The sequence below is a fragment of the Mycobacterium sp. AZCC_0083 genome, from assembly GCF_014202335.1.
In the GTDB taxonomy this organism is placed as follows: Bacteria; Actinomycetota; Actinomycetes; order Mycobacteriales; family Mycobacteriaceae; genus Mycobacterium.
Window position 1 is genome coordinate 528,634 of sequence record NZ_JACHGP010000001.1, and the last position, 14,406, is coordinate 543,039.

Annotated in this window: 15 protein-coding genes; 8 read left to right on the forward strand and 7 right to left on the reverse strand. The window is 67.0% G+C overall.

The features are described 5' to 3' along the window. Positions 1-181 precede the first annotated feature (181 nt). Complete coding sequence (locus HNP02_RS02530) at positions 182-718, forward strand: hotdog domain-containing protein (protein WP_184434985.1); 537 nt, start codon at positions 182-184, stop codon at positions 716-718. Between the two features lie 92 nt (positions 719-810). Here the strand turns inward: HNP02_RS02530 and HNP02_RS02535 are convergent, their stop codons facing one another. From HNP02_RS02535 to HNP02_RS02565, 7 genes are read right to left on the reverse strand one after another with little or no spacing between them, the layout of a single operon-like run. Further along, the gene (locus HNP02_RS02535) at positions 811-2,274 is read right to left on the reverse strand and encodes a class I adenylate-forming enzyme family protein (protein WP_184434988.1); all 1,464 of its coding nucleotides are present in this window, start codon (positions 2,272-2,274) and stop codon (positions 811-813) included. Between the two features lie 45 nt (positions 2,275-2,319). Further along, positions 2,320-3,471, reverse strand: coding sequence for an acetyl-CoA acetyltransferase (locus HNP02_RS02540; RefSeq protein ID WP_184434171.1), 1,152 nt, complete (start codon positions 3,469-3,471; stop codon positions 2,320-2,322). After that, on the reverse strand, positions 3,468-4,490 hold the full coding sequence (locus HNP02_RS02545; RefSeq protein ID WP_184434174.1) for an acyl-CoA dehydrogenase family protein: 1,023 nt from the start codon (positions 4,488-4,490) through the stop codon (positions 3,468-3,470). Before HNP02_RS02545 ends, HNP02_RS02540 begins: the two co-directional genes overlap by 4 nt. 19 nt (positions 4,491-4,509) lie before the next feature. Further along, positions 4,510-5,682, reverse strand: a complete 1,173-nt coding sequence (locus tag HNP02_RS02550) for an acyl-CoA dehydrogenase family protein (RefSeq protein ID WP_184434177.1) — start codon at positions 5,680-5,682, stop codon at positions 4,510-4,512. Continuing rightward, positions 5,682-6,449: an aldolase/citrate lyase family protein gene (locus HNP02_RS02555; protein WP_184434181.1), complete on the reverse strand. Its 768-nt coding sequence runs from the start codon at positions 6,447-6,449 to the stop codon at positions 5,682-5,684. Before HNP02_RS02555 ends, HNP02_RS02550 begins: the two co-directional genes overlap by 1 nt. Continuing rightward, positions 6,446-7,267, reverse strand: coding sequence for a 2-oxo-hept-4-ene-1,7-dioate hydratase (gene hpaH, locus HNP02_RS02560; RefSeq protein ID WP_184434184.1), 822 nt, complete (start codon positions 7,265-7,267; stop codon positions 6,446-6,448). Before hpaH ends, HNP02_RS02555 begins: the two co-directional genes overlap by 4 nt. Then, positions 7,264-8,193, reverse strand: a complete 930-nt coding sequence (locus HNP02_RS02565) for an alpha/beta fold hydrolase (protein WP_184434187.1) — start codon at positions 8,191-8,193, stop codon at positions 7,264-7,266. Before HNP02_RS02565 ends, hpaH begins: the two co-directional genes overlap by 4 nt. Positions 8,194-8,380: 187 nt before the next feature. On the opposite strand from HNP02_RS02565, the gene HNP02_RS02570 reads away from it, so the two are divergent. Genes HNP02_RS02570 through HNP02_RS02600 form a run of 7 tightly spaced genes read left to right on the forward strand, consistent with a single transcriptional unit; the run spans position 8,381 to position 14,398 of the window. Continuing rightward, positions 8,381-8,626: a hypothetical protein gene (locus HNP02_RS02570; RefSeq protein WP_184434189.1), complete on the forward strand. Its 246-nt coding sequence runs from the start codon at positions 8,381-8,383 to the stop codon at positions 8,624-8,626. 32 nt (positions 8,627-8,658) lie between these two features. Beyond that, positions 8,659-9,777: a thiolase family protein gene (locus HNP02_RS02575; RefSeq protein ID WP_184434990.1), complete on the forward strand. Its 1,119-nt coding sequence runs from the start codon at positions 8,659-8,661 to the stop codon at positions 9,775-9,777. Continuing rightward, positions 9,774-10,214: a Zn-ribbon domain-containing OB-fold protein gene (locus HNP02_RS02580; protein ID WP_184434204.1), complete on the forward strand. Its 441-nt coding sequence runs from the start codon at positions 9,774-9,776 to the stop codon at positions 10,212-10,214. The genes HNP02_RS02575 and HNP02_RS02580 overlap by 4 nt, the downstream gene beginning before the upstream one ends. After that, on the forward strand, positions 10,211-11,506 hold the full coding sequence (locus HNP02_RS02585) for a Rieske 2Fe-2S domain-containing protein (RefSeq protein ID WP_184434222.1): 1,296 nt from the start codon (positions 10,211-10,213) through the stop codon (positions 11,504-11,506). Before HNP02_RS02580 ends, HNP02_RS02585 begins: the two co-directional genes overlap by 4 nt. Next, positions 11,503-12,033 (forward strand): aromatic-ring-hydroxylating dioxygenase subunit beta, encoded by a 531-nt coding sequence (locus HNP02_RS02590; RefSeq protein ID WP_184434226.1) that lies wholly within the window; start codon positions 11,503-11,505, stop codon positions 12,031-12,033. The genes HNP02_RS02585 and HNP02_RS02590 overlap by 4 nt, the downstream gene beginning before the upstream one ends. Further along, complete coding sequence (locus tag HNP02_RS02595) at positions 12,030-13,619, forward strand: class I adenylate-forming enzyme family protein (protein ID WP_184434230.1); 1,590 nt, start codon at positions 12,030-12,032, stop codon at positions 13,617-13,619. The genes HNP02_RS02590 and HNP02_RS02595 overlap by 4 nt, the downstream gene beginning before the upstream one ends. After that, complete coding sequence (locus HNP02_RS02600; protein ID WP_184434234.1) at positions 13,616-14,398, forward strand: enoyl-CoA hydratase/isomerase family protein; 783 nt, start codon at positions 13,616-13,618, stop codon at positions 14,396-14,398. The genes HNP02_RS02595 and HNP02_RS02600 overlap by 4 nt, the downstream gene beginning before the upstream one ends. Positions 14,399-14,406: the final 8 nt, after the last annotated feature.

Consider the following 14,406-nt stretch of genomic DNA (forward strand, 5'->3'; position numbering starts at 1 on the left):
TGACGCGCGCCACGCCAGCATCTCAAGATCAAAGATTAATGTCAATGTATTAGTATTAGCGAATGACGATGCGGGAAGACGAATGACCGACGAACCCACGACCCGTGGGGGACTTTCGCAATTGCGGGCCTGGCACGGTCCTAACCTTCACAACCCGGGTGGCGGTTCCGAATACGGCGACATGATCGCCGCCCTGCGGGACTTCCTCGACAGCATCGCCGCCGCGGCCCCCGACACCGCAACGACAGTCGAGTTGATGGACGATCTGCGCGCATGGACGGGACGGCTGGACGGCATCGCCGTGACGGAAGCCCGACAGCTCTGGTCGCGGCGCCTCGACCTACCCGGCCACGGCCAGACCATGGCACCGAGCGTCATGGTCACCGATGGCGATCACGACAGCGTGCGCGGCTGCGTAAGGTTCGGTCGCTACTTCCTGGGCGGCGGTGGCGCCGCACATGGCGGCGCCATACCCCTGCTCTTCGACGAGGTTCTCGGCCAGCTCGCCAACTCCGGAGACCGCGATCCGTCGCGAACGGCATACTTGCACACCGATTATCGCTCGATCACTCCCATCGGCGAAGACCTCACGGTCCGTGGTTGGTTCGTCAGTGAGCACGGGCGCAAACGAATGCTGCGCGCTGAGCTCACCCACGGCGATACCCTGTGCGCCGAGGCAGAGGGACTGTTCATAGCACTCCGGCCAGACCAGCCATGAATCCGCCGCCGTGAAGACCCAATCAGCCATCCCTTGGCTCTGATTGCCGGCGAGCGTGCGCAAACTCGGGTTTCATCGCGGCGTGTCGCCCTCTAACACGCGCGCTCGCGGGTGGGCCGGCGCTGAATATCCCTGTCGTGCAGGGCGATCAGCTCGCGGAGAGCGATCCGGTCCGGCTTGAGCATCGCAGTCAGCGGTAGCTCGTCGACGATGAGTAGTTCGTCGGGCACCTTGTAGTCGGCGAGTTCACCGGCCACGTGAATGCGTAGCTCGGCCAACGTCGGCGGAGCGGCGCCGGCGGCCGGCACCACGAACGCGACCCCGATCTCGCCGATCACCGGTGCGGAACGGCCGACCACGGCGGCCTGCTTCACGCCGGGATGTCCGGCCAGCGTGCGCTCCACCTCGCCGGGATGCACGTTGTAGCCGCCGCGGATGTACATGTCGCCGCGCCGGCCCACCAGGGTGAGGTTGCCGTCGTCGCCGAGCTCGCCGATGTCACCGGTCCGCAACCAGCCGTCTCGCAGCACCTCTGCGGTGAGTTCCGCGTTGCGCCAGTAACCGCGCATCACGCACGGCCCCGAAACCTCGATGTCCCCGTCGGATCCGACGCGCACTTCCATTCCCGTGGCAGGCCGCCCGACGGTGCGGAACTGAACGTCGGCGGCGTCGGTGGGTTCGGTACCGGAAATGGTCGGACACTCGGTCATCGCGTATCGCACCACCAACGGGACACCGATCCGCTCGGCGACCCTGCGCACCAGCTCGGGCGGCGCCGGCGCGGTAGCCGCGACTCCGATCCGCAAGTGCGGCAGGGCCTCTGGACTGACCCCTTCGACGTCGAGCAACTTGGCCCATTGGGTCGGCACTGCACCCGCCACGGTGACCCGTTCGGCGCGCAGCACGTCGAACATGCCCTGCGCCGACCATGGCGTCGGAGGCACCACCAGCGCGCTGCCCCACACCAGTTGATCCCAGAGCTTGAACATGTACCCGGCGTGTGCGAATGGGGTCGACGTGAGCCGCCGGTCGTACGGCGCGCTCATGACACCCGCCGCCGCGGCACCAGCCGCCAGCCGGTCGGCGTCGAACACCGCCCCCTTCGGTATCCCGGTGGTCCCGCTGGTGAAGATCAGCGCAACCGGGTCTCGCCGGGTCAGCTCCACCGGGGGTAGCTCCGATCCCGAGCTGTCGCTCAACAGCGCCGTCCGTCGTAGCACGCGGGCAGTGGCCGGCGGCAACGCACCGAGCTGCTCATCAGTGACGATCAACGCGGGATCCGCCTGCTGCAGAATCGATTCGATCTCGCGGCGGCCCAGGCGCGGATTGAGGCCGGTGGTGATCGCGCCGATCATCGCCGCCGCGGCATAGCACGTCGCGTAGTCGATGCCCGACGGCAACCAGAGCGTCACGACGTCGCCCTTGCGGACGCCGAGGTCGGCGAATTGCACGGCAACGCTCCTGGCCCGGCCGATCCATTCGGCGAAGGTGATCCGCGCACCTGGCTCGACGTAGGCCTCCATGTCGCCGTGGATGGCGGCCGCAAGGTCCAGCATCGACCGGCTGTCTTCGACGTCGGAGTTCAGCGGTGCACGCACGCTCTACGGCTCCTCGGCGCCGAGAATCACCGTGCCGCTGGAGCAGAACCAGCCGCCAGTGCCGCTGACGCAAGCGATCTTCGCGTCGGGAACCTGTCGCGCGCCGCATTCGCCGCGCAGCTGGCGCGCCGCCTCCACCAACAGGAACAAGCCGCGTTGGCCCGGATGACAGGCTGACAACCCCCCACCGTCGGTATTCGTGGGAAGCTCGCCGCCCAACCGCAACGAACCCTTCTCGACGAACCGGCCACCCTCCCCCTTCGGGCAGAAGCCGAGATCCTCGAGGGTCAGCAGCAGCATGTAGGTGAACGCGTCGTAGATCTCGGCGACGTCGACATCGGACGGGCCGACGCCGGCGCGGGAAAAGGCAAGCGGCCCACTGACCGACGCCGGGCCGACGGTGAGGTCGTCCCACTGGGAGGTGAGCATGTGCGACGTGGTCTCGCCCGAGCCGAGCACCCAGACCGGCTTGCTCTTTAGGTCCTTCGCGCGCTCCGCGCTGACGAGCACGGCGGCCGCCCCGCCGTCACTGCGAATGCAGCAGTGCAGCTTGGTGAACGGGTCGGCGATCATCGGGCCGTCCAGCACGTCGTCGATGGTGATGGGATCGCGGTAGTACGCCTCGGGGTTGTCGGCCGCGTTGAAACGCGCGGACACTGCGACCTCTGCGAGCTGCTCGATGGTGGTGCCGTAGGTATGCATGTGACGCCGCGCAGCCATGGCGTACTTGGAGACCAGGGTGTGGCCGTAGGGCGCCTCCCACTGCAGCGGTCCTCTGGCGCCCCAGTTGATGTTCGCCCCCCGCAAACCCTTTCGGAGGTCGGAGCGAGCCGTCGAACCATACGTCAGCAGCACCACGTCGGCGTGTCCCGCGGTGATCGCGTCGGCCGCGTGCGCGGCCATCACCTCCCACGACGCGCCACCGACCGCGGTGGAGTCGATCCAGCGGGGCCGCAGCCCGAGGTACTCACCGACGTCGACCGGTGGCAGGGTGCCCTGACCGGTGGATGCCAGCCCGTCGACATCGCCTGGCGTCAGCCCGGCATCGGCGAGGGCGCGGCGGCTGGCCTGGGCGATCAGCTCGTAGGGGCCCTTATCATCAACACGGCCGACATCCGATAAGGCGACGCCTGCGATCGCGACGGCGCCGCTCACTGGGCGCGGTCCTGGGCAAGCAGTTCGGCGAGTACATCGGTGGGCTCACCGAACAGGTGCCGAAACACGTGGGCGCGCTTGAGGTACAGGTGCATGTCGTTCTCGAACGTGTAACCCATGCCACCGAATACCTGAATGCCTGCTGCGGCGTTGTCTACCGCGGCCGAGCCAGCCACCGTCGCCGCCGAAAGCACTTGCATCAACGCGTCGGAACGTCCGCTCGCCAGCGTGATGGCGGCGAACAACGTCTGCGCCTGGGCGGCCTCGGCCGCGATCTCCATGTCGACGCAGGTGTGCTTGATGGCCTGGTGCACACCGATCGGCTTGCCGAACTGTTCACGGGTCTTGGCGTGTTCGGTGGCCAGCGCTGCCGCGGCCGCGGCAAGGCCGGTGAGGTAGGCGGCCGCAAGCACAGACGCGCGTCCCCAGATCCATTCGTCCTCGACGGGCAGCCAGTGCAGCGGTTCGGCGGATTCGACGGTGGCAGAAGCCATCCGGGTGCCTGGGTCGGATGCATGCACGGACGTCAGCGAGCCGAGGGTTTCGATGTCGACCAGCGCGGCGCCGTGTCGGGCCACCACCAGCGCGTGGGAGGCGCCGGAGGGTTCGAACACGTCGAAGGTGCCCTTCACGGGCCGGGCGTCGCCGTCGCCGCGAAGCACCGCGAGCGCAACCAGGGTGCGTCCGGCGCCGATCCGCTCGGCCAATGCGACGTCCCCGCAGCCGGCGGCCACCCGAGCGGCCAGCGTGCACGCCAGGAATGGGCCCGGCACCAATCGCTTGCCGAGTTCGACGAACAGCAGCACCTCGTCGTCGAACGGCCGGCCCGACCCGCCGGAGACTTCGTCGAGGCCAAGGGTGAGCAGGCCCATCTCGGCGCCTTCACGCCAGAGTCGATCCGATACCAGCGTCTCCGCGTCACGGCCGGTTCGGATGCGTTCGACGGGCATCCTTTCGGCGAGGAATTCTCCTGCCGCTGTGATGATTTCGAGCTGCTCAGCTCCCGGTAGTAGGTTCACGACCATCTCCTCACCGTGCTCATCTGGGCAACCCCAGCACGCGTTCGCCGACGATGTTGCGCTGGATCTCCGACGTGCCGCCGCCGATGGACTGGGAGAAGCTGTAGTAGTAATAGCCAGCCCAGCCGTCGCTGTCCCAGCGCGATGAATGCCGGACCGATCCCGACCCCACGATGTCCATCGCCAACTTGCCGATCTCCTTGGCCAATTCGGCGTACATCAACTTGACGATCGAACCGCGCGGGCCGGGGGTCTCGGTCTTCATGGCCTCGCAGATGTTGGTGTAGGTGAGTGCCCGCAGCGACGCCACCGAAGCGCGTCCGCGGGCCAGCCGCCGTGCGATCTCGTCGTCCGCGATCGCAGGCCGACGCCCGTCGGGGCCGACGTGGTCGCGGGCATAGTCGATGAGGTCCTCGATGGTCTTGGCCAACCGCACCTGGTTGGCGGTGAAGGCAGTGCCACGCTCGAACGACAAGGTGGCCATCGCGACCGACCATCCTTCGCCGACGTCGCCGACCACGTTGGTCAGCGGGATGCGCACGTCGTCGTAGAACACCTCGCAGAACTCCGAGCCACCCTCGATGGTCTCGATCGGACGGACGTCGATACCCGGTGTGCTCATATCGCAGATCACCCAGGTGATGCCGGTGTGCCTACTGCCGGTGTTGTCCGTGCGCACCAGCAGTTCCTGGTAATCGGCGACGGTGGCGAAACTGGTCCACAGTTTCTGCCCCGATACCACCAGGTGCTCACCATCGATCACCGCCTTGGTGCGCAACGCGGCCAGGTCCGATCCGGCGTCGGGCTCGGAGAAACCCTGGCACCAGATCACCTCGCCGCGAAGGATCTTCGGCAGGTGAAAGGACTTCTGTTCGGCGTTGGCCCGAGTCATCAGGGTGGGTCCGGCGTGGGCGTTGCCGACGAAGCAGGCGTCGATGCCGGGGAACCCGCGCGCCGCGTACTCCTCGTACCAGATCAGCTGCTGCAGCAGGGTCAGACCCTTGCCGCCGTACTCGGTCGGCCAGGCGATGCCTGCCCAGCCACCGTCGGCCTGAGTGCGCTGCCAGGCCAGGTCGTACTCGCGGATGCCTGCATCGTCGCGGGGGCGCGGTTCGCTCGGCTTGTTCTCGTCGAGCCACGTGCGGACCTGGTCGCGGAACTCGAGCTGGTCGGGTGTGAAGTCGAGGTCCATTACGTCTCCGACCCGCGGTACCTGGCGGCGAGGTCTTCTGCGCCGCGCGCCAGCAGTGCGACGTCCGCCCCGACGAGCACGAAGCTGGCACCAGCCTGCACATAGCGGCGTGCCACCGACTCGTTGAACGCATTCACTCCGGCACTCTTCCCGTGCTCCACGATCGTCACCAACCCATTCTCGATGGCGCTCACCACGTCTGGATGTTCCGGCTGGCCGAGCCTGCCCATCGACGCCGCCAGATCGGCGGGCCCGATGAACACCGCATCCACCCCGTCGACGTCGGCGATGTCGCCAAGGTGCGCCAGTCCGCCGACGGTCTCCACCTGAACGGTCAACGACACCGACGCGTCTGCGGTGACGAGATAGTCAGAAATCCGGTTCCATCGTGATGCGCGGGCCAACGCGCTGCCGACGCCGCGGATGCCCTCCGGCGGGTAGCGGGTGGCCGCCACTGCCGCTGAGGCTTCACGGGGGCAGTCGATCATCGGGACGATGAGGTTCTGCACGCCGATGTCGAGCAGCCGTTTGATCAATACCGGGTCGGCGATCGGTGGACGCACCAACACGTCGACGTCGGGGTATCCGGCAAGCACCTGCAACTGCTCGAGCGTGGTGCGCAGATCGTTGGGCGCATGCTCCTGATCCAGTAGCACCCAGTCGATTCCGGACCCCGCGCAGATCTCGGTGACGTAGCCGCTGCCCGAGGCCACCCACATGCCGAACCGCGCCCCGGCCCCGATGCGCTCCGCCCACCGGTTCGTCATGACAGCGGCCCATCGAACGCGACCGACACCGTGCCCAGCGGTCCATAGTCGGCGACGAAGGTGTCCCCCGGCTCCGCGAACACCGGTTTGGTGAACGACCCGGACAGGATGACTTCGCCACGCTCCAGCGAAACACCGTGCGGAGCAAGCCGATTGGCCAACCATGCGACGCCGTTTCCGGGGTGGTTGAGCACGGCGGCGGCCACCCCGGACTCCTCGATGGTGCCGTTGCGCAGCAGGAGCGCCGCCACCCAGCGCAGGTCGACGTCCAGCGGCCGCACCACCCGGCCGCCAAGCACGAGACCTGCGTCGGCGGCGTTGTCGGCGATGGTGTCGACGATCGTGCGCAGATGACCGGTCTCGGGATCCGACATCTGGACCCTGGCGTCGAGGATCTCGAGCGCGGGGGTGACGAACTCGGTGGCCCGCAACACGTCGAACAACGTGACGCTCGGTCCCCGCAGCGCCTCCCCAAGCACGAACGCCAGCTCGACCTCAACGCGTGGCCGGATGAAGCGGCCGAGCGGGACGCGGCCGCCGTCCTCGACGAACATGTCGTCGAAGAGCGCGCCGTAGTCGGGTTCGTCGATCGACACGGACCGCTGCATCACCTTCGACGTCAGACCGATCTTGCGGCCCTTGACCTCCCGGCCGTCGGCGACCTTCAGTGCGACGAGCGCCCGCTGGACCGCGTAGGCGTCCTCGACGGTCATGTCGGGGTAGTCCAGCGACAGCTGCCGGATGGGCGTGCGCGTCTGCTCGGCCTCGTACAGCCGCCGTGCAATCTCGGCGAGCTCTGCATCGGCGGGTTTGGTCATCGCTTGAGGAATTCGACGGCAGCAGCGTTGAACGACTCGGGATCCTCGAAGTGCGGCCAGTGCCGCACCGACGGCATCTCGAACACCTCCGAGTTCGGGATCAGGTCGGCGAGGGTGCGTGCGGTGTCTTGGTATACGCCGTGATCCTTGCCGGAGGCCACGATCATCACGGGCGCCGTGATGCCGCGCCATTTGTCGTCGGGAATCAGGTTGCTCCTGCGTACCTTCTCGTCCTGCAGGATGAGCAGCCTGTCGATGGTGCTGCGGGTGTCGTCGCGGCGGTAGATGGCCTGGCGCAACCCGATCAGGTCGGGCAGCCGATTGGTCTCGTCGGCGATCAGGTGGGCGAACACCGCATGCAACGACTGCCACGTCGGATCGTTGACCGCCTTGGTGCGTTCCGCGCGGATGCGCGCCATGTTCGACGCCGAGGACTCCCGGCCCGCCGGCGACATCAGAATGACTTTGTCTACCCGATCGGGATGGCCGACTGACATCGCCGACGCTACGAATGCGCCGAGCGACATTGCGACGAAGTTGGCGGACTGCATGCCGAAGTGGTCCATCACGCCAAGCACGTGTTCGACGTAGACCGCGATCTCGTAGTCGTAGTCCGGCTTGTCGGAGAAACCGTTGCCGACCATGTCGATGGCCACACAGTGGAAGTGCTCGGACAGGACTGCAAGGTTGGGCGCGAACGTCTCCCAATGACCGCCCGTGCCATGCAGCAGGACGGCGTGCGGTTTGTTCGAGTCGCCGGCTTCCGCATACCGCGTGCGCACGGGCGCGCCGTTGACCGCGAGCTCGACGAAGCCCTGCCGAAACTCCAGCTCCTTCAGATACATCCAGATGCTGCGGTAGTGCTCGGTGTCCACGACGGCTTCCACGGCCCCTGCGGCCGCAGTGACCGGTTGCGCTTGGCTCATCTCACCTCCTCAAGTGTTACTTCTGACAATACTGTCATATAGCGCCATCACGTTCCAGCATCGTCGCATATGCTCCATGTGTGCACGTAGATAACCAGCATCTGCCACATGACGACCAGTCAGACGCCGGTGGCGCTTGGTCGTTCATCCATTGATTCTGACAGTCGTATGCGGTAGAACTGAGCGAGTGAACACTCCGGCAGGACGCCGCGTGCTCGCCGAACTCGTCAACGAGTTCGCGGCCGTGCGGTTGTCGTTGGACGTCGGCGGCAACGGCCCCCGCCTACTCGTCGAGGACCTCGAGCGCGGCGAACAGGTCTTCCTGTGCCCGCTCGAGCTGGCGAGCTTCACGCAGGCCACGCCCGAGGACCGCGAGGATTGGCTCCGGGTAGGCAACTATCGCGGCGAACGTCGACCACGGGAGCAACGGTGAGCGCACCCGACGTCGACCTGGTCGGACTGGGTATGACCGCGATGTCGTTGCGGCCCGGCTCGACACCCCTAACACTTGCCGCCGAGGCCAGCACCGTCGCGCTCGCCGATGCCGGAATCGGGCGTGCCGACGTCGACGGGCTCCTGGTCGGCTCCTCGCAGGGGATTCGGCCCGACCGGTTGGGTGTCGGCTTCGCCGCGCAGGGCGGCTTCTCCCATCTGCACCTTCTGGAGCATGTCGAGATCAAGGGCGCCACGACGATCGCGATGATTCAGCGCGCGCGCCACGCCATTGCTACGGGCGAGGCGACGACCGTGCTGTGCGTGTTCGCCGACGCGCCACTGGTGGCGGGTCGCGGCGCCGGTTCGACGTACGCGCAGAGCGGCGGCAACGTCGGGGTGCGCGGGCTGGAGCGGGCGTCGGGCCTGCTCGGGTCGGTGCCGACGTACGCACTGTTGGCTCAGCGGTGGCTGCACGTCACCGGCACCGACACCGATGCGTTGCGCTCGGTCGCCACCGCCGCACGGCGCTGGGCACGTGGCAATCCCGATGCCGTCAACCGCGACCCACTCGACGACGCAGGCTACGACGCCAGCCCGATGATCGCCGAACCACTGCGACTTCTCGACTGCGCACGACCGGTGAACGGGGCGGTCGCCATCATCCTCACCGGCCGGACTTCGGTTGGCAGCAGCCGAGTTCGGATCCGGGGCATCGGCCGGGATCATCCCGTGCGGCGCCGACGCGCGGGCGCCGAATCATGGTTCGGGGGCGGCGGTCGCGCAGTGGACGACGCACTCGAACAGGCCCGTATGACGCGCTCGGAGCTCGACGTCGCTGAGCTCTACGACCCGTTCTCGATCGTGACCCTGGTGCTGCTCGACGAATACCGACTCACCGGTGACGTTCCCGCGGGCACGTTCGTACGCGATGGACACATCGGGCCGGGTGGCGCGCTGCCGACCAACACCGGCGGTGGCCAACTGTCCGGTTTCTACCTGCAGGGCATGACGCCCCTGGCCGAGGCCGTGATCCAACTGCGCGGCACCGGCGGGCAACGTCAGGTACCCGACGCCACCGTCGCTCTCGTGGGCGGCATCGGAGGCCGGCTGGACCACCACGCGGCGCTGATCCTGGAGCGGGCGGCATGACCACCACGGCACTCGAAGACTGGCTGCTGGACCCGGCCCTGGCACCCGCGGCCGAGCACGACCCGTTGACTCCGCTGTACCGGGCCTCGGCTCGCAACGAACTCGCGCTGCCGTTCTGCGCAGCCTGCGGACAGCCGCTCGAACTCGACCAGGAAGTTTGCGACAACTGTGGTGGTGCCGAACACGACTGGCGCACAGTCGAACCCCGCGGCACCGTACACGCGGTAACACTCATGCACCGGCTCGAGCCCGGGCTGGTGCACGCCAAGGCGCCTTACCCCATCGTCGACGTCGAACTCGCCAGCGGACACCGCCTGGTGATGACGACCGCACAGCCCGCGGACCTCGCGCCTGCTATCGGCACACACATACGCATCGGCTTCCGACGCCTCGGCGACGTCGCGATCCCAGCCATCGACACCCTGGAGGACGAGTGACGACACTCGAATCAGTGCCCGCCGTCGACGAATTCGACGTCAGCAGCGTCGTCAGGAGCGATCGGGTGCACGGGTCCGTCTACACCTCGGCCGAGATCTTCCGCCGCGAGCTGGACAGCATCTTCAAGACGGGCTGGGTCTACGTCGCGCACGAGAGCGAGGTCAGCGAACCGGGCGACTACCTGACGCGGGTGATCGGCCACGACCCCGTCGTGGTGGTACGCGGCAAGGACGGCGTGGTTCGCGTGGTACTCAACCGCTGCACCCACCGAGCCAACAAGCTGTGCAACGCCGAGAAGGGCAACGCCAACTCGTTCCGGTGCCCGTATCACGGCTGGACCTTCAACAACACCGGCGCGCTGCAAGGTGTTCCGATGCGGGAAGGTTACGGCGAGGCATTCAATCAGGTGCGCGCCGACCTGGGTCTGGCCCAGGCGCCCCGAGTGGACAGCTACGGCGGCTTCGTATTCGCCTCGCTCGCGGCCGATGGCATCTCGCTGCTCGATCACCTCGGCAAGGCCACGGGCGCCATCGACCGCCTGCTCAACCTGTCCCCCACCCGCGCGATCGACCTGCGCGCCAACTGGATGAAGCACCTGCACCACGCCAACTGGAAAATGGTGGTGGAGAACAACGTCGACGGCTACCACGCCCTGTTCACCCACGCCTCGGTGTACGACGCAATCAAGCCCGCGAAGGTGTCACATGTCCCGACCAAGGTGGACGTGCTGGTCCGCGACCTCGGCAACGGCCATTCGGAGATCGACTACGCCGACGAATACCGCAAACTGGACGAGGAATTCGTCTGGTACGGCCGGATCCCGCGTACGAAGCTCGTCGGCTACATCGACGAGTTGGAGAGCGCCTACGGACCCGAGCAGGCGCACGACGCATTGGTGGTAGGTCCGCCCCACACACTGATCTGGCCCAACCTCTTCCTGGCCGAGATGAACGTCATGTTCGTCGAGCCGCAGGCCCCCGACCGCACCATCGCCTACACCACCGCCGTGCTGATCCCCGGTCAGGACGCGCTCAACGAACGCACCCTGCGCCGCTCCGAGGGCGCGATGGGCCCTGCCGGATTCCTGATCGCCGACGACGGCGAGATCGGCATGCGCAACCAAGCCGGCCTCGCCGCCGAGCTCCCGGAATGGCTGATGCTGGCCCGCGGCAGCGAAACCGATGTCACCAACGACAGCGGAATCATCAACCGGGACAAGAGCGCCGAGACGCCGCAGCGAGGGTTCTACTCGCAATGGGCGTCCGTCGTCGGCGGGGGTGCGGGAGCATGACCGTCAACACTGCGTCAGAACAGCCGACACCCACCGCCCGCCCTGCGCTGCGCCCACTCCCGGACGCCGAGCTGCTGTCGTTCCTCTTCCTCGAGGCGCGGCTGGCCGACGAGGGCCGCTACTCGGAGTGGGAGGCCCTGTGGGCCGATGACGACGACTCCGTCCTGTACCGCGTCCCCATGCACCCCGACGACGACCCGCGGACGACGCTTGCCTACATCAACGACAATCGCAGGCGCATCAAGAGCCGCGTCGCTCAGCTCAACACCGGAAATCGCCACTCCCAGACCCCGCCGTCGGTCATGCGACGCGTCATCTCCAACAGCGAGGTGGTCGACGAGGACTCCGATACCGTCACGGTCGAGTCCAACTTCGCATTGTTCGAATACCGTATTCGCCAACGCTTCTGGGCCGGCCGGGTGATCCACACGATCCGGCGCTCCCCCGAGGGTCCGCAGCTGGTTCGCAAGATCGTGCATCTGATCGACGCTGGCGGTCCGGTCGAGACGCTGGCCTTTCTCGTATGACGCTCATCGGAGACATCGCCACCAACAACGCACGCCGCTACCCGGACAAGCGGGCGCTCGTCGATGCCGGCCGGTCGCTGACCTGGTCGCAGGTCGACGAGCGGGCCCGGCGACTGGCTGGTTTCATGGCGGGCCAGGGCCTGGCACCCGGGGACCGGGTGATGGTGATCGCCCGCAATTGCATCGAGTGGCCCGAGATCTCGTTCGGACTGGCCAAGGCCGGCCTGATCGCCGTCCCGGTGAACATCCGGCTGGCCCCCGACGAGGTGGCCCACGTTCGCGACGACTGTGCCGCACGCGCGGTGATCGTCCACGCCGACCACCGCGACAAGTTCCTCGACGAACTGAGTGATCTGGCACTGGTTTTGACCATCGGGCCGGACTACGAATCCGCATTGGCGGCGGCTGATCTCGTGCAGCCGCAAATCGACATCGACCCTGACGACGTCGCCGTCATCCTCTACACCAGCGGCACCACAGGCCGCGCCAAGGGCGTGATGCACACCCACCGCGGGCTGCTATATCAGGCGGCGGACACCAACCTGGTGACCGAAGCCAATCGGTCGGACGTCATGCTGGCGACCACTCCGTTCTTCACGGCGGGCGGCATGGTGCGAACGGTGTCGTGGCTCTATCTGGGCCAGACCATGGTGATCCACCAGCGCTTCGATCCGCAGGCGGTGATCGACGAGATCGAACGCAGCGCCATCACGTTCACGACGTTCATCCCCACGATGCTGCATCGGACGCTGGCGATCTTGGAAGACGGCCCGCCGCGGGACATGTCGAGCCTTCGGCGGATCTCCTACGGTTCGGCACCCGTCCCGCCGGGTCTGGCGCGAAAGGCCATGGACCTGCTCGGCTGCGACCTGCAGCAGCGCTACGGGCTCACCGAATGCGGCGGGCAGGCCACCATTCTCACCCCGCAGGACCACCGCGACATCGTCGATGGCAGGACGTCGATCGCCACGTCGTGCGGTCACGAGACGCCGATGTGCGCGATCCGGGTCATCTCAAATCATGAAGGAGCGGACGGCACCGAATTGCCTCCCGGAGACGTCGGCGAGATCGTCATCGTCAGCCCCGCGAATGCGGTCGGCTATTGGAACCTTCCCGAGCAGACCGCGGAGACGTTCCGTCCCGACGGGCTGCGCACCGGCGATCTGGGTTACCTCGACGCGGACAACTACCTACACATCACCGGCCGCAGGACCGACCTCATCATCTCCGGCGGGTTCAACGTCTACCCCGCCGAGATCGAGAGGGTGATCGCCCAGAACCCCAGCGTGGACATGGTGGCGGTCGTCGGTGCACCCGACCAGGAGTGGGGCGAGACGCCGGTCGCGGTGGTGATTCCCAAGTCCGATGTCCATGACCAGGAGGCTCTGGCCATTGAACTGGCCGCGTTGTGCCGCGCCGAATTGGCCGGCTACAAGCAGCCCCGGAGGTTCGTGTTCTGGCGCGAGTTCCCGCTGGGCCCGGCTGGCAAGATTCTGAAGCGCGAGATAGCTAACCAGGTAAACCAGGTGGGCGACGCGGATGCGAAGATGCCGGTATCGACCGGATCGACCGAGGAGCGCGCGTGACCGAGCAGATAGACCTAGCCACCATCGAATTCCACGTGACCGATCACGTCGCCACCGTGGCGCTGAACCGACCCGAGAGGTTGAACAGCTTCACCAAGCAGATGGCCGTTGACCTCACCGCCGCCTGGGCCCGAGTGCGCGACGACGACGACATCCGGGTCGCGGTGCTGTGCGCCAACGGTGAGCGGGCCTTCTGCACGGGCATCGACGTCACCGAGGGAACCTGGTGGACGCACCAACCGGTCTTCAACCAGGAGGACCCTGGTGCCGTCCTCGGCCCCAGGGGACACAAGGTGTGGAAGCCGGTGATCGCAGCACTGCACGGCATCGTCGCCGGTGGCGCAATGTACTTCGTCAACGAATGCGATTTCGCGATCTGCAGCGAGACGGCCACGTTCTTTGACCCCCACGCCAACGCAGGCATCGTGTCGGCGCTCGAGCCGATGGGGATGCTGGCGCTTGGGGTGCCCTACGGCGAAGTGATGCGCTGGGCGCTGCTGGGCAGCGAGGAACGGATGTCGGCGCAGACCGCGTTGCGGGTCGGGATCGTGACCGAAGTCGTGCCCGACGACCAACTGCGCACGCGCGCATCCGAGTTGGCCGCCGAGATCGCCACGAGAAGGCCGCAGGGCATCCAGGGCACGGTGCGGGCGATGTGGGAGGCTCGTGATCTCACCCCCAGCCTCGCCGCCCGGCACGGCATGTCGTACACCCACATCGGCAACGCCGGGGCCACCCAGGACTCGCTGAACAACAAGAAGCGTCCGCGAACTCGATGAGGAGAACG